The sequence below is a fragment of the Aquamicrobium ahrensii genome, assembly GCF_040545755.1.
Lineage (GTDB): Bacteria > Pseudomonadota > Alphaproteobacteria > Rhizobiales > Rhizobiaceae > Mesorhizobium > Mesorhizobium ahrensii.
Genome location: NZ_JBEPMN010000003.1, coordinates 285,755 through 303,710 on the forward strand (window position 1 = coordinate 285,755; position 17,956 = coordinate 303,710).

19 protein-coding genes are annotated in these 17,956 nt (G+C 61.6%); 9 read left to right on the forward strand and 10 right to left on the reverse strand.

The window, feature by feature from the left end:
* Positions 1-621: 621 nt before the first annotated feature.
* The 3 genes from ABID44_RS06325 to ABID44_RS06335 are packed head-to-tail and all read left to right on the forward strand — an operon-like array spanning position 622 to position 2,364.
* On the forward strand, positions 622-1,254 hold the full coding sequence (locus ABID44_RS06325) for a TetR/AcrR family transcriptional regulator (RefSeq protein WP_354150844.1): 633 nt from the start codon (positions 622-624) through the stop codon (positions 1,252-1,254).
* Between the two features lies 1 nt (position 1,255).
* Entirely contained in the window at positions 1,256-1,699 is a 444-nt protein-coding gene (locus tag ABID44_RS06330) for an SRPBCC family protein (protein ID WP_354150845.1), read from the forward strand.
* A gap of 11 nt (positions 1,700-1,710) precedes the next feature.
* Positions 1,711-2,364 carry a glutathione S-transferase family protein gene (locus tag ABID44_RS06335; RefSeq protein WP_354150846.1) on the forward strand — a complete coding sequence of 218 codons (654 nt, stop codon included), beginning with the start codon at positions 1,711-1,713 and terminating at the stop codon, positions 2,362-2,364.
* Positions 2,365-2,368: 4 nt separating this feature from the next.
* Here ABID44_RS06335 and catB read toward each other — a convergent pair whose 3' ends face one another.
* Entirely contained in the window at positions 2,369-3,001 is a 633-nt protein-coding gene (catB, locus tag ABID44_RS06340; RefSeq protein WP_354150847.1) for a type B chloramphenicol O-acetyltransferase, read from the reverse strand.
* A 777-nt stretch (positions 3,002-3,778) separates the two neighbouring features.
* Positions 3,779-4,588: a transglycosylase SLT domain-containing protein gene (locus ABID44_RS06345; protein WP_354150848.1), complete on the reverse strand. Its 810-nt coding sequence runs from the start codon at positions 4,586-4,588 to the stop codon at positions 3,779-3,781.
* A gap of 120 nt (positions 4,589-4,708) precedes the next feature.
* On the opposite strand from ABID44_RS06345, the gene ABID44_RS06350 reads away from it, so the two are divergent.
* Positions 4,709-5,290, forward strand: coding sequence for a methylated-DNA--[protein]-cysteine S-methyltransferase (locus ABID44_RS06350; protein WP_354150849.1), 582 nt, complete (start codon positions 4,709-4,711; stop codon positions 5,288-5,290).
* 3 nt (positions 5,291-5,293) lie between these two features.
* On the opposite strand, the gene ABID44_RS06355 is transcribed toward ABID44_RS06350, so the two are convergent.
* Positions 5,294-5,641, reverse strand: coding sequence for a hypothetical protein (locus ABID44_RS06355; protein WP_354150850.1), 348 nt, complete (start codon positions 5,639-5,641; stop codon positions 5,294-5,296).
* Between the two features lie 253 nt (positions 5,642-5,894).
* On the opposite strand from ABID44_RS06355, the gene ABID44_RS06360 reads away from it, so the two are divergent.
* Positions 5,895-6,104 (forward strand): cold-shock protein, encoded by a 210-nt coding sequence (locus tag ABID44_RS06360; protein WP_035030509.1) that lies wholly within the window; start codon positions 5,895-5,897, stop codon positions 6,102-6,104.
* A 362-nt stretch (positions 6,105-6,466) separates the two neighbouring features.
* Here ABID44_RS06360 and ABID44_RS06365 read toward each other — a convergent pair whose 3' ends face one another.
* The gene (locus ABID44_RS06365; protein WP_354150851.1) at positions 6,467-7,309 is read right to left on the reverse strand and encodes an EAL domain-containing protein; all 843 of its coding nucleotides are present in this window, start codon (positions 7,307-7,309) and stop codon (positions 6,467-6,469) included.
* On the reverse strand, positions 7,306-8,193 hold the full coding sequence (locus ABID44_RS06370) for an EAL domain-containing protein (RefSeq protein ID WP_354150852.1): 888 nt from the start codon (positions 8,191-8,193) through the stop codon (positions 7,306-7,308). The genes ABID44_RS06365 and ABID44_RS06370 overlap by 4 nt, the downstream gene beginning before the upstream one ends.
* 206 nt (positions 8,194-8,399) lie before the next feature.
* Between ABID44_RS06370 and ABID44_RS06375 the strand changes: the two genes are divergently transcribed.
* The 3 genes from ABID44_RS06375 (at position 8,400) to ABID44_RS06385 (ending at position 12,330) form a co-directional block, all read left to right on the forward strand.
* Positions 8,400-9,602: a pyridoxal phosphate-dependent aminotransferase gene (locus ABID44_RS06375; protein WP_354150853.1), complete on the forward strand. Its 1,203-nt coding sequence runs from the start codon at positions 8,400-8,402 to the stop codon at positions 9,600-9,602.
* Positions 9,603-9,814: 212 nt separating this feature from the next.
* A complete protein-coding gene (locus ABID44_RS06380) occupies positions 9,815-11,869 on the forward strand; it encodes an elongation factor G (protein WP_354150854.1) in 2,055 nt (684 codons plus the stop codon).
* A 254-nt stretch (positions 11,870-12,123) separates the two neighbouring features.
* Complete coding sequence (locus ABID44_RS06385) at positions 12,124-12,330, forward strand: hypothetical protein (RefSeq protein WP_354150855.1); 207 nt, start codon at positions 12,124-12,126, stop codon at positions 12,328-12,330.
* A gap of 396 nt (positions 12,331-12,726) precedes the next feature.
* Here the strand turns inward: ABID44_RS06385 and ABID44_RS06390 are convergent, their stop codons facing one another.
* Together ABID44_RS06390 and trxB are read right to left on the reverse strand one after the other, a co-directional pair.
* Entirely contained in the window at positions 12,727-13,623 is an 897-nt protein-coding gene (locus tag ABID44_RS06390) for a LysR family transcriptional regulator (protein ID WP_354150856.1), read from the reverse strand.
* Between the two features lie 52 nt (positions 13,624-13,675).
* Positions 13,676-14,650 (reverse strand): thioredoxin-disulfide reductase, encoded by a 975-nt coding sequence (trxB, locus tag ABID44_RS06395; protein WP_354150857.1) that lies wholly within the window; start codon positions 14,648-14,650, stop codon positions 13,676-13,678.
* Between the two features lie 232 nt (positions 14,651-14,882).
* Here trxB and ABID44_RS06400 point away from each other — a divergent pair, with 232 nt between their 5' ends.
* Positions 14,883-15,356 carry an Lrp/AsnC family transcriptional regulator gene (locus tag ABID44_RS06400; protein WP_354150858.1) on the forward strand — a complete coding sequence of 158 codons (474 nt, stop codon included), beginning with the start codon at positions 14,883-14,885 and terminating at the stop codon, positions 15,354-15,356.
* Between the two features lie 88 nt (positions 15,357-15,444).
* Here the strand turns inward: ABID44_RS06400 and ABID44_RS06405 are convergent, their stop codons facing one another.
* Genes ABID44_RS06405 through ABID44_RS06415 form a run of 3 tightly spaced genes read right to left on the reverse strand, consistent with a single transcriptional unit; the run spans position 15,445 to position 17,915 of the window.
* Positions 15,445-16,269, reverse strand: a complete 825-nt coding sequence (locus tag ABID44_RS06405; protein WP_354150859.1) for a glycosyltransferase family 25 protein — start codon at positions 16,267-16,269, stop codon at positions 15,445-15,447.
* A gap of 42 nt (positions 16,270-16,311) precedes the next feature.
* Positions 16,312-17,094: a glycosyltransferase family 25 protein gene (locus ABID44_RS06410; protein ID WP_354150860.1), complete on the reverse strand. Its 783-nt coding sequence runs from the start codon at positions 17,092-17,094 to the stop codon at positions 16,312-16,314.
* Positions 17,094-17,915, reverse strand: a complete 822-nt coding sequence (locus ABID44_RS06415) for a glycosyltransferase family 2 protein (RefSeq protein WP_354150861.1) — start codon at positions 17,913-17,915, stop codon at positions 17,094-17,096. Before ABID44_RS06415 ends, ABID44_RS06410 begins: the two co-directional genes overlap by 1 nt.
* Positions 17,916-17,956 lie beyond the last annotated feature (41 nt).

Genomic DNA, 17,956 nt, shown 5'->3' on the forward strand with positions numbered 1-17,956 from the left:
TAGACGCAAGAGCATGTCGCCCGAAAGCGGGAACCGGTTTCGGGGCGACATGCGTAAAAACAAGAACTTAAAGCGTAGGGAGCGAATCTGAACGATCGCGACACGCTTTAGATCGCAAAAGGCCGGGCTCAAACCCGGCCTTTTTTGTGGACCTCGCCGCATGCGCCGCGAGGCGACAGCCCCGCAGCCCTTCGCCGGGCTTCTCGCCGCAACCGGCAATCCGGTTGCTCAACCCGCCCCTCAGGGCGTAACAGAAACGGACGAGGCTCTCATCGCCGCTGGATGAAAACTCAGTGGCAGGTCACCGACTGCGCCGCCAACCTCCGCTCCCCCATCTGCCTTCGCCCGGATGCACGCTCCCGCCTGCCTTCGGCTGTCTCTGTTTTGTCCACCACAATCTTCCCCTCGCCAGCTCTCTCCCCCCTCGCCGCCCCCCCCCTCGCCAGCTCTCTTCCCCCTCGCCAGCTCTCCCCCCTCGCCGGCTCCCCCCTCGCCGACCCCTTCCCCAGCGCCGCGATCGCTCCCACATCATCACCGCTCCCAACGCCGTCTCCCGTTTCCGCCACCTTCTGTTGACAACATACCAACTGGTCGGTATGTATATCTCCTAGGGAAAACACCATGCCGAAAGCCGCCACGAAACTGGATGCAAGGCGCAAGCTTCTGGACGCCGCCTTGTCCGTGGTCCGCACCAGGGGCTATTCGGCAGCCACGGTCGACGAGCTGTGTGCGGCGGCCGGCGTCACCAAGGGCGCATTCTTCCATCATTTCAAAAGCAAGGAGGAGCTCGGCGTCGCCGCCGCGCAATACTGGTCGCAGATGACCGGAGCGCTGTTCGCCGAAGCCCCCTACCATAACCATCCCGATCCGCTCGACCGTATCCTCGGCTATCTCGAATTTCGCAAGGCGCTGCTTCAGGGCGGCGTGCCCGAGTTCACCTGCCTCGTCGGCACCATGGTCCAGGAAACCTACGAGACGGCTCCCGCCATTCGCGAAGCGTGCGACCGCAGCATCAGCGACCATGCCGCCACGCTGGAATCCGACATCGAAGCTGCGATGCGCGATCGCGCCCTTGCCGCCGACTGGAACGCCGGCTCGCTCGCGCTCCACACCCAGGCCGTTCTGCAAGGCGCTTTCATCCTCGCCAAGGCGAAGGGCGGCCCTGCGGTCGCCGCCGACAGCATCGACCACCTCATCCGCTATCTGAAGCTGCTTTTCGAACCAGCCCCTGAAACCGCAACGAGAGGAGAATGACATGCCCAGCACAATCCGACTTCACCGGGTCATCGCCGCCAAACCGGAGAAAGTGTATCGCGCCTTTGTCGAGGCCGACGCGATAGCGAGCTGGATTCCGCCTTATGGCTTCCTCTGCACCGTCCATGAAATGGAAGCGAAGGTCGGCGGCCGCCACCGAATGTCCTTCCGCAACTTCACCACGGGCCAGAGCCATTCCTTTGGCGGCGTCTATGTCGAGCTGATCCCGGGAGAGCGTCTTGTCTACACCGATACATTCGACGATCCGAACCTGCCGGGCGAGATGCGCGTCACCGTCACCCTGAAGGCCGTTTCCGTGGGAACCGAGATCAATATCGAGCAGCAGGGCGTGCCGGACATCGTCCCGCCCGAGGCCTGTTATCTCGGCTGGCAGGAGTCCCTGCGCAAGCTGGCGAAGCTGGTGGAGCCCGAAATCAACGAGTAGGGAGCGTTCCGATGATCCCCACCATCACCGCCTTCGAACGCTCGCCGGATCGCGGCAAGGGGCTGGCGCGCGACATGCGCGTGCGCTGGGCGCTTGAGGAAGCGGGCCAGCCCTATGAGGTTCGCCTTGTCTCGTTCGAGGCGATGAAGGCGCCCGCCCATCGCGCGCTTCATCCATTCGGGCAGATCCCGACCTATGAGGAGGGCGATCTCGTCCTGTTCGAGTCGGGCGCCATCGTGCTCCACATCGCGGAGCGCCATGGCGGCCTGCTGCCGGATGATCCGAAGGCGCGGGCCCGCGCCATCGCATGGATGTTCGCCGCCCTCAACACGGTGGAGCCGCCGATCGTGGAATACACGATGGCCGGCCTTTTCGAGCGCGACAAGCCCTGGTGCGAAGACCGCCTGCCTGTTCTCGAAGGCCGCGTCCGGACCCGGCTGGACGAGCTTTCCGGCCGCCTCGGCGAGGCCGATTGGCTGGATGGCAGGTTCAGCGCGGGCGATCTCCTGATGGTCAGTGTGCTGCAAAGGCTGAAGACATCGGGCATTGTGGAGGACTATCCGAACCTTGCCGCCTATGTCGCCCGCGCCGAAGCGCGGGCCCCCTTCAGGCGGGCCTTCGAAGCGCAACTGGCCGTTTTCCGCGCCGCCTCGCCCGGCCGATAGAAGGTTACCGGGCGATGCGCGCTCGCCAATGGCGGTGCAGCGCTTCCACATCGCCGCTGGTCAGGACCGGCATCGCTTCCTGAAGCTGATCGTCACTCCAGTCCCACCAGGCGATCTCGAGCAGCCTGTCTATATCGGCGTCACTGAATCGCCGCCGGATCACCTTGCCCGGATTGCCGCCGACAATGGCGTAGGGCTCGACATCCCGTGTCACCAGCGCGCGGGCGCCGATCACTGCCCCATGGCCGATTGTGACGCCCGGCATGACGACGGCTTCGGAGCCGATCCACACATCGTTGCCGATGACCGTATCGCCTGCCGGAAGATACCCGTTCCGCGCCCCCGCGAAGGCCCGGACTTCGCTCATGAAGTAGAATGGAAAGGTGCTGATCCAGTCGTGGCGGTGGCCCTGATTGCCGGCCATGATGAAGGCCGCGCCCGATCCGATCGAGCAGAAGCCGCCGATGATGAGCCTGTCCGCGCCCTCGTCCGGCAAAAGGAAACGGGCGCAATCATCGAAGCTGTGGCCGTGGTAATAGCCCGAATAATAGCTGTACCGGCCGACGACGATGTTCGGGTTGGTGACCTGCTTGTCGAGCGTGACGCCCCTGAAGGGGCTCTCGAAGAAATTGTTCATGAGGAAAAATACCGCTGAAACATGCCGTATTGGCGGTGGCGGTTCGCACGCCACGGCATACCAGAGCCTGCCGGCTGCTCATCGAGCCCCGGTGCGAAAGCTTCCTGCGTCAATGGCGCGGAAGCGCGTTCAGGTGGTACAGTCTGCGGACTTCATCCCTCGCTGTTGCCACATATATCGGGCATGGGCAAGGCGCTGCCGGCTCCCGCGACAATCAAACGGCCAGCCCGGATACGGGGCGGGCGCGCTTGCGCTTCCGTCAGCCCGATCTCCGGATTTTATCCCCGCCCTCTCCGTCTCGCTTATCATTCCCGTGCCCTTCCTGCGGGACCGCCGATCATGACGGTGGCTGGCGGAGGATGGGACGGCGCGGCGGCGAACCCTGAACGTGGGGGCGAGTCGCCGACCGGGAGTGCCTGGCGAAGGGATCGATGGTTCGCCACAGGCGGGGCTGTCCGGTAACGCGGCGGCCCGGCTCAAACCGTCCCGGAAACGGGATCGGGTCGGTCCATTCCGCGCGAACGCCGGCGACGGCGGCGCGCGGGCTTCGAGCGCTGCGTGCCGGCTGGGCCCGGTAGGACGTCGGACGGGCGGCTGAAGGGCCGCACCACACCATTCCAGATGAGCGACCCGAGGCCGCCCGTCATCCCGATACTCTCAATGGCCAGACGGTTTTCCGGGCGTGGCGAAGGTCTCGCACATCACAGGCGCAGCTTGCGGACGACGCCCGCCCTCGAAAAAGGGGATAAACTTGCCAGAAGGACCGGCCAGGAAGGATCAGTTCAGCGCGACCGGAAGATCGACCTGCTGCGGCGTCTCGACGATCAGCGCCGGAGTTACGGCGGCCGGGTCGCGCCGGCGCTTGCGGTCTTTGCCGAGGCCGGTGATCTCCAGCATGCCGCGCTTCTTGGCATGGTAGTAATAACCGGTCTGATAGAGCCGGTCGGCGCGGTTTTCGTCGCCATCGGCCACCAGCCATGCGCCGCGCAGATATTTCACCGCATATTTCAGGTTGGTCTCGGCGTCGAGCAGCCCGTTGGCCGGGCCGTCATAGCCCATGCCGCGCGCCGTCGCGTGCTTGATCTGCATCAGACCCCAATGGCCATTGTTGTAAGCCTTCGGGTTGAAAGTGCTCTCGCGTTTCACGACACGGCGCACGAAGTGCTCCGGCAGGCCGTAGACATTGGCGTATCTGGCGATCAACCCGTCCACATCGCCGCGCGAGGCGGAGGGCGCATCGGTGGCCGTGGTCAGCACTGCGGGCTCCGCGCGCGGCATTGCGGCGGCGGAAGCAAGCTGGATCGGGGATGCGGCGGACTGTGCGGCCAGCGCCATCACGGGCGCGGCCTCGCCGGGCTGCGAGGGGGCCGGCAGAGCGGCCAGATCGGCGCTGCGCGCGGCGTCGGCAAAGGCGCTCTCGGGCAGAACCGCCACCGTTTCCGGCAGCGGAATCACGAAACCGGCGTCGGCGTCCGCTTCGCTCGTCTCGGCAAAGTTCTGCGTGGTCTGCGAGGTGGTCGTGCAACCGGAAACGCCCAGCGCAGCGAGCACCATGCCGAAGGCGACGATTTTGAGCTGCGCTGGCAAGAGCGGTTCGAAGTCCGTTGTTCGGTTAACCGCTCCTTACACCAGCCGATTCCACCGGGCAACCTGCGGGTGTATGGTTTTCGGGTGGCGGGAAGGCCGGACGAATGAGATAATGTAACAATGCGTAACAATTCAACCGACACCCCTGTGGACGCCATGCCCTCCGGCCATGCCGTTTTCCAGACGGACATGGGCTTTGCGGGCCTTGCATGGAGCGCGTCGGGCATCACGCGGCTGTGTCTCCCTGAAAAAAGCAGGAGCAGCATCGAACGGCGTCTGGCAGGCGATGGTCCGTGCGTGGAGCAGCCGCAAGGCTGGGTCGCGGAACTGATCGGCGATATCAGGGCCTATTTCACCGGGGCCGAGGTCGACTTTTCCGCCGTGCCGGTCGATCTCGGCGGCGTCGACGCCTTCCGCCGCGACATCTACGCCGCCGCGCGCCGTCTGGCGTTCGGCGAGGCTGTCACTTATGGGGAGCTTGCCCGCCGCGCCGGTCATGAAGGCATGGCGCGCGAAACGGGAGCGGCCCTGGGCGCCAATCCGGCGCCGCTGGTTGTGCCCTGCCACCGCATCGTTGCGGCGGGCGGCAAGATCGGCGGCTTTTCCGCGCCGGGCGGCTCGGCGACCAAGCTGAAAATGCTGAAACTTGAAGGGGTCCGCGTCCGCCCGCCCCCGCCGGCCCAGACCTCGTTCGGTTTTTGAATGTCAGTCCCGGCCAAACCGCCAGATGCGGCCGCGCCGCTCGAATTCCGGCTGCTTGCACTTGTAGACGGGACACGAGCGCGCGTCGGCGCTCGGAACAAAGGCGTGGGCGCGCACCTGTCCCGCCGGACAGAAGCGGCTGTCATGGACGTAGCGGTCGTAGATCGGCAGGTTCGGGTTGCGCGCCAGACGGTAACGCAGGATCACCGCGCCCTCGCGCGCCACGCGGGCCTGCACGCCCTCGCAGCTCATGCGCGTCGGGTCGTAGCGGGAAATCGCCTGCGCTTCCGCCGCAATCAGGCTGAAGCCCAGGCCGATGAGAGCGATCTTGCAGAGAGGAAAGATTTTCATGGTGTGCTCCGCCGTGCGAGGCTTCTGAAACGCCCGCCCCGCCGCGATGGTTCCAAAGGCCGGCCCATGCTGTTATCGCAACCCCTTGCAAGCCGGACAAGTCATCCTTATATCGGGCACATTGATATTTCGGCCGATCGATCCGGGCCGCGCGTTCCTAAGAGCTTGCTGCCGTCTATCTCCAAAATCTCGATACCACCGGCCGGATGGCTTTCCGGTCACAGACAAAGCAGCGAATTGAAGGAATACGCAAATGGCAACTGGAACCGTCAAGTGGTTCAACGCTACCAAGGGCTACGGTTTCATCCAGCCTGACAATGGTGGCCCGGATGTTTTCGTCCACATTTCCGCCGTGCAGCGCGCAGGTCTCACCGAGCTCGCCGACGGCCAGAAAGTAAGCTTTGAGATCGAGCAGGACCGCCGCACCGGCAAGTCGTCCGCTGGGTCTCTGCAGGCGGCCTGACCCTGCGCGAGCGCGCGCCGGGTCTGTGACCCGGACCGCGCGGCAAGCCACGGATGTACTGGCGGTCGCGAGGGAAGCGCGCCGGAGCTTGAAGAACCCGACCAGCCGAAGCAGCAGATTGCCTGCCGGCCCGGCCAGAAAGCTCCCTGTCAGGCCCCCTGACCAAATCTGACCAGCAAAAAGGCGGGCTTTGCCCGCCTTTTTTCATGCCGGCGCGCAAACGTCGGCAATTTTTCTCCCCGCCGTCGCCGGCTCCCCTATAATTGCCCTTCCGCAGCGACTTCTGATATCGCGGTACAATGGATGGGGAGCGATGAATGAACTTCAAATCCTGCGCGGCCGCCCATCGCTTCCGTAGCGGATCAGATTCCCGAGCCCGTCCGGGGCAGAAGCGCGCCAGTAACCAGCGGACCCTGATCGAAGAACGCCCCGGCAGGGAGCGGCTTTGACAGCAATACGCCTTGCAGAAGATCAGCGCCGGCCTCCACAGCCACCTGCAACTGGCGCGGCGTCGCGATGCCTTCCACCAGAACCTGCGTGCCGCCAGTCTTCAGCATCGTCACCAGCCTGCCGAACAGGCGCCCGGCGGCAGGATAGGAACACAGCAGCGCAAACAATGGCCCGTCGACCCGTACGACATCGGGCCTGACAAGATTGAGCAGCGCCTCGCCGCCTTCCGCAACGCCGAATCCGGTCAGCACCACACCCAGTCCGCTGGCGCGCATTTCGCGCACCATTTCACCTGGGGGGGCTGCGTCATCGCCATGGCGCACATCGATCTGGCACATCACCAGACCCGGATGCAGGTCCAGTTCCTCCAGCCGGCCCGACATCTGTCTCAATTCGGAGATCGCTCCGTCACGGGTGTCGATATCGCTGTCGAAACCAAAGAACAGGCTCGCGTTGCGAAGGCCGAGATTGCGGAAATTGCGCACATGAAGCGTTCGACACAGGGCCCCGATATAGGAGCGTTCATCGGGGTCGATCGTGTCGAGAAACACGGCCGGACAAACGCTTCCTCCCTTTCTATGGGCTTCCACGACGGCCTCCACCGCCACCATTCGAAGAAGATCGCCACGAGGTGTGAAGATCGGCTGGTAGGCACTGCGCAGGCGGAACTCGTCATGGATGGCATATTCGACGCCGATTTCGTCGGCGAATATGGCATCCGTCACGAGACGGCGCTTCTTGCCGCCCGTCGTCATCTCGCCACCCGTCGTCCGAAAGCCCTTGCCCCGGGCCCGGATTTTGAACGGGAGGGCGAAGCGGTTTCCGGGGCCGGAGGATCACTCGGCTGCGCTGGCTCTTGGATTTTCATGTCAGGCGACGCGATCCGGGGCCGGGCCAGCACAAAGCCCTGGACCATGGAGGCGCCGGATTTCTCCGCAAGTTCGATCTGCCACTCCTCCTCGATGCCTTCGAACACGGTGCGAATGCCTTGATCTCCGAAGGATTTGACCATGGTCGACAGCAACGCGAAACCGGCGTCGGATTCCATAAGCCGATTGATCCACACGGCATCGAACTTGACGATGTCGGGCATCAGTTCCCTGATGCGGCCGATATCGGATTCGTCCGCACCATAGTCGTCCACCGCGATGCGAAAACCGTTGCCGCGCAATCCTTCGACGAAGCTGAAAAACGCCTGCGGCGACCCGGTCGGATTTTCCGTGACCTCGCACACCACACGGGTGGGCTCTATCCCGACGCTGTTCAGCACCAGCCGCATGTTGCGCAATGTATTGTCGCCAATGGCCTGATCCGTGAAAACCGAAGGATCGATGTTGATGAACAAGGACATATCGGGGGGCAGGCAGACACCGGCGTTCAGCAGATGCAGCGTGCGGGTCAGTTCTTCCACCTGTTGCCTGTCGTCGGCGTTGCAGGTTGCAAAGAACGCGGCGGGAGATTCCTGCTCACCATCGCGGAATGGCCGGATGAGCGCTTCGAAGGCCTCGATGTGAAGCTTGCCCTCATGGAACGCAAAGATGGGCTGGAATGCGCTTCTGAGCGTGAAAAGACCCCACCGCCCCGTCGCGGTTCCGTCTTCCTCGCGCTCGATATGATCCAGTCCTGCTCTCAGCGCCACCTTTCAGATCTTCCGTTCATATTTGGGCATCGGGCCAACCTGTCATGAAACGCTTAAAGCCGGCTTAACCTGCATCAGCCGTACCACCTCTGAAATAGGTCGATGAGCAGGTTGGAGCAGTGAACAAAGCTTGCGCTGCAACGCTTGATGCGACATTAGAGACGTGCAGTATTTTCCCCGTCCAGCCATATATCGGAGACGTTCCAATGGCCTTTCTTGCCGACGCCCTTTCCCGCGTGAAGCCTTCCGCGACCATCGCGGTCTCGCAGAAAGCGCGGGAGCTGAAAAGCGCCGGGCGCGACATCATCGGGCTCGGCGCGGGCGAGCCCGATTTCGATACGCCGGACAACATCAAGAACGCGGCCATCGAGGCCATCCGCCGCGGCGAAACCAAATATCCGCCGGTGTCGGGCATCGCGCCATTGCGCGAAGCGATCGCCAGGAAGTTCAAGCGCGAGAACAATCTCGACTACAGGCCGGAGCAGACCATCGTCGGCACCGGCGGCAAGCAGATCCTGTTCAACGCCTTCATGGCGACGCTGAACCCCGGCGACGAGGTTATCATCCCCCGCCCCTATTGGGTGAGCTACCCCGAAATGGTGGCGCTCTGCGGCGGCACGCCGGCCTTCGCCGAGACCTCGATCGAAAACGGTTTCAAGCTGACGCCCGAGGCGCTTGAGAAGGCCATCACCCCGAAGACCAAGTGGCTGATGATGAACTCGCCGTCCAACCCCTCGGGCGCGGCCTATACCGAAGCCGAGCTGCGTGCGCTGGCCGACGTGCTCCTGAAGCATCCGCAAGTGTGGGTGCTGACCGACGACATGTACGAGCACCTGACCTATGGCGATTTCGTGTTCAGAACCATCGCCGAGGTGGAGCCGAACCTCTACGAGCGCACGCTGACCATGAACGGCGTCTCCAAGGCCTATGCCATGACAGGGTGGCGCATCGGCTACGCAGCCGGCCCCGTCTCTCTCATCAAGGCCATGGACATGATTCAGGGCCAGCAGACCTCCGGCGCCTGCACCATCGCGCAGTGGGCGTCGGTCGAGGCTCTGAATGGCCCGCAGGACTTCATCGCGAAGAACAAGACGGTCTTCCAGGCCCGCCGCGACCTCGTGGTCTCGATGCTCAACCAGGCGCGCGGCATCTCATGCCCGTCGCCGGAAGGAGCCTTCTACGTCTACCCGTCCTGTGCCGACCTGATCGGCAAGAAGACGAAGGAAGGCAAGGTGATCGACAATGATGAAACCTTCGCCTCCGAGCTTCTGGAATCCGAAGGCGTAGCTGTGGTTTTCGGCACGGCCTTCGGTCTCGGCCCGAACTTCCGCATTTCCTACGCCACTTCGGACACGCTTCTGGAGGAAGCCTGCACGCGCATCCAGCGCTTTACCGCAAACCTGATCTGACCAGCGCAAGCGCTTCAAAAGACTCTCGAAAAGCCCGGCCTTGCGCCGGGCTTTCTGTTTTCGCGACAGCAACGCCTTCTGGTCCCTCTTGCTCTGCTGCGAAAGCCATGTGACCATGCCCTTACGGCAGGCCGTTCAGCGTTGCCCTGCCATGTGCGACGGTCACAGGCCGGCCGCCGCTCACTCGGAAAATGCCTGAGCGGAGGTCAGCCATGGGTAATCGCGCCGGAGGAAGACGCACGGGACCGAAATGCATCGCCATCGTCGGTCCCTTTTCAAGCGGCAAGACGACACTTCTCGAAGCCATTCTCGCCCGCACGGGCGCCACTCCACGCCAGAACCCGGTCGCATCCGGCAACACTGTCTCCGACCACTCTCCCGAAGCGCGCGAACACGCCATGAGCGTGGAGGCCAGCTTCGCCACCGTCGACTTCATGGGTGATACGCTGACGTTCGTCGACTGTCCCGGATCGATCGAATTCGCCTTTGAAGCGGACCCGGTGCTGGCCGCCTGCGATGTGGCCGTGGTTGTTGCCGAGCCCGATGAGAAGAAGATCCCCGCCCTGCAACTCATCATGCGCCGGCTGGACGAGCTTGGCGTGCCGCGCATTCTGTTTCTCAACAAGGTCGAGAAAGCCACGGCCGGCGTGCGCGAGATGCTGAAGACGCTGCAGCCAGCAAGCTCCGTGCCATTGTTGCTGCGCCAGATTCCCCTGCGCAAGGACGGCGTCGTTATCGGATCGATCGATCTGGCGCTGGAGCGCGCCTATATCTATCGCGAGTATGCCGAAAGCGAAGTGGCCGAAATTCCGGGCGACGAAAAGGCGCGCGAGATTGAAGCGCGGTTCTCCATGCTGGAAACCCTCGCCGACCACAATGACGAGTTGATGGAGCAGTTGCTCGAAGAGATCGAACCGCCCCGCGACGCGGTATTCGACGATCTCGCCGCCGACCTGCGCGACGGCAGGGTGACGCCGGTGCTGATTGGAACGGCGGAGAAGGGCAACGGCGTGTTGCGGCTGCTGAAGGCGATCCGCCATGATGCGCCTGATGTCGAGGCGACGCGGCGGCGACTCGGGATTGCCGACAGCGAAAGTGCAACGCTCGTTCAGGTGATGAAGACGATCTACACATCGCACGGCGGCAAGCTTTCCGTCTCCCGCGTTCTGTCTGGGCGGCTGACGGACGGCGCCGAGCTTTACCTCCCCGGCGGCGATATCAACAAGATATCAGGCCTCTACCGCATGTTCGGCAAGGAACAATCCAAGGTGGGTGAAGCCGTCGCCGGCGACACGGTGGCGCTGGGCAAGCTGGAAGCCGCCTGCACCGGCCAGACGCTGACCGCCGCCAAAGGCGGGAGAGCGCCGCTGATCGAATTGATTCCGCCCAAGCCCGTCTACGCCTTCGCGTTGCGGCCGAAGGAGCGCAAGGACGATGTGAAGCTCTCTGCGGCCGTGCAGCGCCTTGCCGAGGAAGACCCCTCGCTCAGCCTCACACACAATCAGGACTCAGCCGAAACCGTGCTCTCCGGCCATGGCGAAATGCATCTGCGAGTGGTGCGTGAAAGACTGGAAGGCCGCAACCAGATCGCCGTCGAGGGCCATGCCCCCGCTGTGCCCTACCGGGAAACCATCCGCAAGGGAACACAACAGCGCGGCCGCCATAAGAAGCAGTCGGGCGGGCACGGTCAGTTCGGCGACGTGCTGATTGAGATCAGACCCTTGCCACGTGGCTCCGGCTTCGAATTCACCGACACGATCAGCGGCGGCGTGGTGCCGAAGCAATATATCCCATCGGTCGAGGCCGGCGTTCGCGACTATCTGAAATGCGGTCCATTAGGCTTTCCGGTTGTCGACATTGCGGTCAATCTCAGCGATGGCTCCTACCACACGGTCGATTCCTCCGACATGGCCTTCCAGATGGCCGCGAGGCTGGCGATGAAGGAAGGCATGGCCGCCTGCGCGCCGGTGCTGCTGGAGCCGGTGATGAAGGTCGAGATATTCACCCCGTCGGATGCGACAGCACGCATCATCGCCATCATCCCGCAAAGACGCGGCCAGATACTGGGCTACGACGCCCGCGAAGGCTGGCCAGGATGGGACAGGGTGGAAGCGACGATGCCGCAAGCCGAAATAGGTGACCTGATCATCGAACTTCGTTCGGCAACGGCCGGTGTCGCCAGCTATGTGGCATGTTTCAGCCATATGGCGGAACTTACCGGACGACTTGCCGACGAAGTCCTGAACGCGTCTGGCAAGGCTGCCTGAGCAGTTGCCCGAAGCTATCGCTTATGAACAAACGGCGGCAGATTGAACTGCCGCCGTCCGTTGCGGACCGTCCCCGGGGAGGAACGGCAGGTCCGCCGCATAGATGCGCCGATATCCATCGGCAGGAATTCAGACGGACGCGGCTGTCGCCTGAGACCCGGCTTCCGGAAGATGCCCCCATCCCCGGAAAGCCTGCCGCGTCCTTTGTTTTATGTAGAGAAGATTCGCTCCTGTGGTCACGTTACAGAGGTTACATGACCGTTACGCCTGATTTTCCTGCCTCGGCGCAGTCAATTTCGCCGTCGTATGATGCCGCGCCCACGCGCAGTGCAGGCTGCCTGCTGACCTCGAATATCGAGCAGCGCTTTCGCTGGGCGTCCAAGAGGCAGAAACATGAGGACAGGGTCTGTGAGGTGCTTGCACAAAAATTCATCACAGGTCCGGCCCGTAATAGCCCGTGAGTTGGAGAACGCTGCAAACAAAAAAGCCGGATCAGAAGATCCGGCTGAGTTTGATGGAGTTGCCAAAAAGGCTAAACCTCCAGAGGGGAACACTCGTGAGCGCTAATGGGAGGAGAACGCGCTCAGGAGATGGCTAATATATGGGCCACCCCTGCCCAGCAAACAAGCATCTATTTTGCAACGCACTCATGCAAAAACACATGACCTGTGGTCCAATGCCTCTCTGAAGGCAATAAGGCCAGAATCAGAGCAGAAACCGGGAGAAATTGCACCGGAACGGCACGGTTCCGGCAGCGTCGTTTGGAACATCGCGATCGGAACGATACCGCCTCTTCCATATGCGCGTCAGCGCAAACCATTGCTAATGCGACGGCGGGGATGCGCGATCAGCCCGTATCAGTATGCCCAGTTGCGCGCCTTGGCGAACATGAAGTCGCGGAAGGCCTTGAGCTTGGCCTGGTTCTTCATCGCCTCGGGATAGACGAAGAACGTATCGAAAGAGGGGCCTTCAAGCTCCTCGAGGATCGGCACAAGACCGGAATCCTTGCCGGACATGTAGTCCGGCAGCATGGCTATCCCTACCCCGCGCTTGACCGCCTTGCGGATCGACATCAGGTCGTTGATCTGCAGGACGCTGGGCCGTTTCTCGCCATCCGGCCGACCAACCGCCTCCAAGGCGTTCAATCCAGCCAGATAGTTGGGCACGGGTTCACCGAAAGTGATGATGCGATGACGGTCGAGATCGGCCGCCGATTTGGGTATGCCGTGACGATCAAGATAGTCCTGCGATGCAAAGACATGCAGATGCACGGTGAAAAGCCGGCGCTGAATCAGATCGGGCTGCTGCGGCTGACGCAGACGAACAGCACAATCCGCCTGCCGCATGGTCAGGTCCAGTTCCTCATTGGTGAACACCAGTTGCAGGTTGATCTCAGGATAGAGGTCGAGGAACTCCTTGGTCCGGTCGGTGAGCCAGCCGGTGCCAAGCCCCACTGTGGTGGTGACCCGCAACACGCCGGTGGGGTGGTCCTTTGTTTCGAGCAGTCGCGAGCGGATCGATTCCAGCTTCATCAGCACGTCGTGCGCCGTCCGGAACAGCATCTCGCCCTGCTCGGTCAGAACCAGGCCACGCGCATGGCGATGGAACAATGGCACGCCGACATCGTGCTCCAGCGCACTCACCTGCCGTGAGATGGCCGACTGTGAAAGATGCAGCGTCTCGGCGGCATGGGTGAACGACCCCGCCTGAGCGGCTGCATGAAAGACCCTGAGTTTGTCCCAATCCAACGCCATGGTTCCCCTCGTTTAATTCGGCGTCTGAAGGAAGAGTGAGGATTTTTTGCGGCTATTCCGCCGCGTCCCGGTGCGCTTCGATGCCTGCCAGATATTTCTCCGCTTCCAGGGCGGCCATGCACCCCATGCCGGCCGCCGTCACCGCCTGACGGTAGATGTCGTCGGTCACATCACCGGCCGCGAATATGCCCGGAACATTGGTGCGTGTGGAATCCGGCTCGGTCCACAGATAGCCGTTCGGCTTTTGCTTCAGCTTTCCGGTGAACAATTCGACGGCCGGCGCATGGCCGATGGCGACGAAGACGCCATCGATCGGCAAGCGGCTTTCCTCGCCGGTCACCACGTTGCGCAGCTTCAGCCCCTCGACCGATGGCGGCTGCGGCGCCTGACCCGGACGGCCCGTGATCTCGTCAACCACAGTATCCCAGATGACCTTGATGTTGTCCTTGGCCAGCAAGCGCTCGCGCAGGATGCGCTCGGCGCGGAAATCGTTGCGACGATGGATGACGGTGACGCTGCGCGCCAGATTGGACAGGTAAAGCGCCTCCTCGACCGCCGAATTGCCGCCGCCGACCACTGCCACGTCCTTGCCGCGATAGAAGAAACCGTCACAGGTCGCGCAGGCGGATACGCCAAAGCCCATAAAGGTCTGCTCGGAAGGAATTCCCAGCCATTTCGCCTGTGCGCCCGTGGCGATCACGAGCGCGTCAGCCGTGTAGACAGTTCCGGAATCCCCCTTCGCAACGAAGGGCCGTGCATCAAGATCCACCTCCACAATGATGTCGTGGACGATTTCAGCGCCCACATGTTCGGCCTGCTTCGCCATCTGCTCCATCAGCCACGGCCCCTGGACGGGCTCGGCAAAGCCCGGATAATTCTCGACGTCGGTGGTGATGGTGAGTTGTCCGCCCTGCTGGAGGCCTGCGACCAGAACCGGCCTCAACATCGCACGCGCCGCATAGATGGCCGCAGTATAGCCAGCCGGGCCGGAGCCGACGATGAGAACGGGAGCATGCTTGACGGTCATGATGCAGCCTTGCAGATGGAAAACCGCCGGGGCGGTCCGCTGGACAAACAGGTCGATATCAGCCGCCAATGTAAGTGCTGGTCGCCCTGCCAGCAAGGCAGACGGCAAAGTGTCCCCGGAAAGCTTGTCGCAGGATCGAACAGGTCGGGCGGCAGCGCATAAAACCGCTGACGTCAGTCAAAAAGTCGTTTAATTACCGGAAGGCGACAGATTCTTGCGCAGAGATGATCGTATGACCGTTAAGGCTGACCTCGATTCCATCGACTGGAAAATACTGCGTGAATTGCAGCGCGACGGTCGCATGACCAATGTGGAATTGTCGCAAAGGGTGGGCATTTCCGCTCCTCCCTGCTTGCGGCGCGTCAGACGGCTGGAAGAGAGCGGCATTATCCGCGGCTATCGCGCCCTGCTCCACGCCTCATCGCTTGGCATGGAAGTCGTAGCCTTCTGCCTTGTAGGCCTGAAGCATCAGGCGGAAGTGGAACTCAAAGCCTTCGCCGAACGCACCCGCAACTGGCCAATCGTGCGCGAAGCCTGGATGGTGTCGGGCGAATCCGACTTCCTGCTTCACTGCGTGACCAGCGACATCGGCGCCTTCCAGAGCTTCGTGATCGAGGACCTGACCTCGACGCCGAACGTGGATACGGTGCGCACTGCCCTCACCATCCGCAAGGTGAAGGACGAGGTGCCGGTGAGGATTGGATAAACCTGCAAAAGCTTAAAGTGGCGACAATTCTGACTTCGAAACGCCGTTTGAGTCTTTAGAAACGCAAGCACGGCGTAGCTTCAGCCTATCAACGTCCGTCAAAATCGATAAGCTTGAACACGGACTTTCGCGCGAGCCTCAGATAAGCCCTTCTGAAAATATTGCTCACCTGCATCAACACGCGCCTCACCTCTCTCGTCAGCTTAGTGAACGGCGTCATGGTACGCTTCTTGGTTGCCACACGTCCCTCAACGCGTTCCTTGTCGACAATGCTCTCCAGGATCGCCGTATCCATATGCTCATCCAGATACACATCCTGGATGCAGATAGCCGGAAGTATCTGCAGCACCTCCAATTTGTGTTGCCGCATATATCCCGTTGCAAACAACAGGCCGTCAATGGCCTCACACCGGCGCTCCGTGAAAGCCAACAGATGAGCAGCCGTCGCAGGGGTGAGAAAATAGCCTCCCGTACCCAGATGACTTGCCTTCAAGCGCCTCAGTTCATGGCCGCAGGGTGCCGGCCATGAAGCCGGAGAAAACTCGTGTCGCCTTAAATCTGTCTCCGCTTTTACCAACCCTGCTTGTGCGGGAATCCAGCTATCATCGGACAGAAAAGCCGCAGCATTTCTCGAAAAATGAATATCATCCTCGGCGACGAAGGCCCATTTCTCGTTACCGGCGAGTACCGCCCCCCATGCTTTTCTGTGGCTGAGAAAGCAGCCGATTTCACCGGCGGAGAGAGCCTTGTGGCCTTCGGACAGCTTTCTCCAATGGTCCAGTTCCGCCGCCGGCAGCTCCCTGCCATCGACGGCGGAAACCCGCACAAGATCGAGCCCGAGAGCGTCAGTCTGCCGCGTAAACCATGCGCGGCGCTCGGGCGACCTGTCCAAATTTATATAATAGACTTTCATTCATAAGCTCATCGACGCCAAGACGCGCTGTGGATTGAAAGATTACCAAGCTTTTGCCTTGAAGCGACAGCGGCGGCCCAGCGCAATCAGCTTGTCTTCAAGAAGTCTCTTCTGCTTGGAGAAGCCGTAATACCATTTGCGGCCATACTTGCTGCGCTTGCGGCCATCTGATGCGGCAATCTGGCTTTCAGCATCGGTGGTGGTGACCGGCGCTGGCCAGAGGGCATATCCATGCCCGGCGCGGGTCAGCCAATAGCGAAAGTAATTGTCTACAGGAGCAAATATTTTCCCATGATTTTCGACGAATTGCCTGGCCCCCTCCCGGGACCAGACGATCGCGCAAGCCATCATCGGAAAATAATGCGCGGCAACAAGACTGCATTGATAGCCGTCGATGTCATGGTCCGCGATCGAGGTGGTGATCTTAGACTTGTTGGCGCCAATGTTGAGCAGAAGCCAATCCCTGTCCACATTTTCCAATGCTGGAATCGCCTCCTCCAGAAGCGTAATTGGATTGCAGCGCAACAGTACGTCGTCTTCAAAGACCAATCCATACCGGGCATCTGACTGCAGAAACCGCGCCGCCGCTGCGAGATGGCTGCGATAGCAGCCGACTTCCGCACCGACCAGACTACGACCCATATAGCTTTCCGCCCGGCCCGCATCATAATCTTCAACCGCGCTCAGATCGAGCTTGCGGCCATCGAATGCGGGAACACGCTCGAAATCCATGCCGAATGAAGCAAGCATCCGACTGACGGATTCGAGGCGCTCGGCGCCACCGTCCAGATTGATCACATAGGTGCGGACCGACGCTTCCATCATCACCGTTTCCTGCGTTGCAGGGGCTCGGTGTCGACCCCCATCAACCGCAGCCTGTGCCAGAATCTCCGCTTCAAGGATTCATGCCATTTGCACAGATTTTCTCGCCTGAGGAGTCGCAACAAGACACCAGAAGAGACCGACTTGCGATACCCCGCTCCATTTCCGTAAACGGATCGTATGTCACCAGCGTGTTTTACCCCGCCACCGATCAGCCATGCCATGTCCCGGTTCTCAGCCTTATAGTGACGGCTGAGGGAGGCCTCATCCCCAAGCGCGACATAGCCGCCGGAAATGGCCCGGTAATCCTCCGTCCGCCGCAAACCCGGATTGAAGGTAAAGGTATGCCACAGGAAATGCAGCTCCGGAAAAGCCAGCTTGTAGCTCGCCGCTCCGACCCGGCGCGTCCTGAGGCTGCGGACATAGCGCGGCATGTCGGCATCGTCGCGCACCGTCACCAGGATGGCCTGCCGCTCTTGCTCAAGTATAGCGACGGCGCGGGCGATAAAGCCCTTCCGGGTGAACAACCAGTCATCTTCGATATGAAAGATGTAGTCCGATGTGATGTCCGCATAGGCTTTGTCGATCGAAGCGATCTGGCCGATATTTTTGCCGTTGAAGATGATGCGGTGTCTTGTCCCCTCCAACAGGGGCTCGATGCCATAGATGCCGCGATCATCAGAGTCCTCGATCACGATCAGCTCGTCGAGCGGATAGTCATTATGTTCGAGGAAGCTCTTCAGCGTCTTTTCAAGCAGGTCGAAACGCCGGCAGCTGGTGACGACGGCGGAGACGGTGGGACGGTTCTCGGCTTGTGTGTTCATCGGTTCAAATTCTAAATTCCGCACATCCGGGCGCGGCTAAC

What these genes read in the sequence shown, in the direction of transcription:
- catB (WP_354150847.1), bottom strand. Translation starts at nt 3,001, where the DNA reads ATGAACAATTTCTTCGAGAGCCCCTTCAGGGGCGTCACGCTCGACAAG.
- ABID44_RS06325 (WP_354150844.1), top strand. Translation starts at nt 622, where the DNA reads ATGCCGAAAGCCGCCACGAAACTGGATGCAAGGCGCAAGCTTCTGGAC.
- ABID44_RS06405 (WP_354150859.1), bottom strand. Translation starts at nt 16,269, where the DNA reads ATGAAAGTCTATTATATAAATTTGGACAGGTCGCCCGAGCGCCGCGCA.
- ABID44_RS06350 (WP_354150849.1), top strand. Translation starts at nt 4,709, where the DNA reads ATGCGTAACAATTCAACCGACACCCCTGTGGACGCCATGCCCTCCGGC.
- trxB (WP_354150857.1), bottom strand. Translation starts at nt 14,650, where the DNA reads ATGACCGTCAAGCATGCTCCCGTTCTCATCGTCGGCTCCGGCCCGGCT.
- ABID44_RS06365 (WP_354150851.1), bottom strand. Translation starts at nt 7,309, where the DNA reads ATGACGACGGGCGGCAAGAAGCGCCGTCTCGTGACGGATGCCATATTC.
- ABID44_RS06380 (WP_354150854.1), top strand. Translation starts at nt 9,815, where the DNA reads ATGGGTAATCGCGCCGGAGGAAGACGCACGGGACCGAAATGCATCGCC.
- ABID44_RS06335 (WP_354150846.1), top strand. Translation starts at nt 1,711, where the DNA reads ATGATCCCCACCATCACCGCCTTCGAACGCTCGCCGGATCGCGGCAAG.
- ABID44_RS06400 (WP_354150858.1), top strand. Translation starts at nt 14,883, where the DNA reads ATGACCGTTAAGGCTGACCTCGATTCCATCGACTGGAAAATACTGCGT.
- ABID44_RS06410 (WP_354150860.1), bottom strand. Translation starts at nt 17,094, where the DNA reads ATGATGGAAGCGTCGGTCCGCACCTATGTGATCAATCTGGACGGTGGC.
- ABID44_RS06360 (WP_035030509.1), top strand. Translation starts at nt 5,895, where the DNA reads ATGGCAACTGGAACCGTCAAGTGGTTCAACGCTACCAAGGGCTACGGT.
- ABID44_RS06390 (WP_354150856.1), bottom strand. Translation starts at nt 13,623, where the DNA reads ATGGCGTTGGATTGGGACAAACTCAGGGTCTTTCATGCAGCCGCTCAG.
- ABID44_RS06375 (WP_354150853.1), top strand. Translation starts at nt 8,400, where the DNA reads ATGGCCTTTCTTGCCGACGCCCTTTCCCGCGTGAAGCCTTCCGCGACC.
- ABID44_RS06385 (WP_354150855.1), top strand. Translation starts at nt 12,124, where the DNA reads ATGACCGTTACGCCTGATTTTCCTGCCTCGGCGCAGTCAATTTCGCCG.
- ABID44_RS06415 (WP_354150861.1), bottom strand. Translation starts at nt 17,915, where the DNA reads ATGAACACACAAGCCGAGAACCGTCCCACCGTCTCCGCCGTCGTCACC.
- ABID44_RS06355 (WP_354150850.1), bottom strand. Translation starts at nt 5,641, where the DNA reads ATGAAAATCTTTCCTCTCTGCAAGATCGCTCTCATCGGCCTGGGCTTC.
- ABID44_RS06330 (WP_354150845.1), top strand. Translation starts at nt 1,256, where the DNA reads ATGCCCAGCACAATCCGACTTCACCGGGTCATCGCCGCCAAACCGGAG.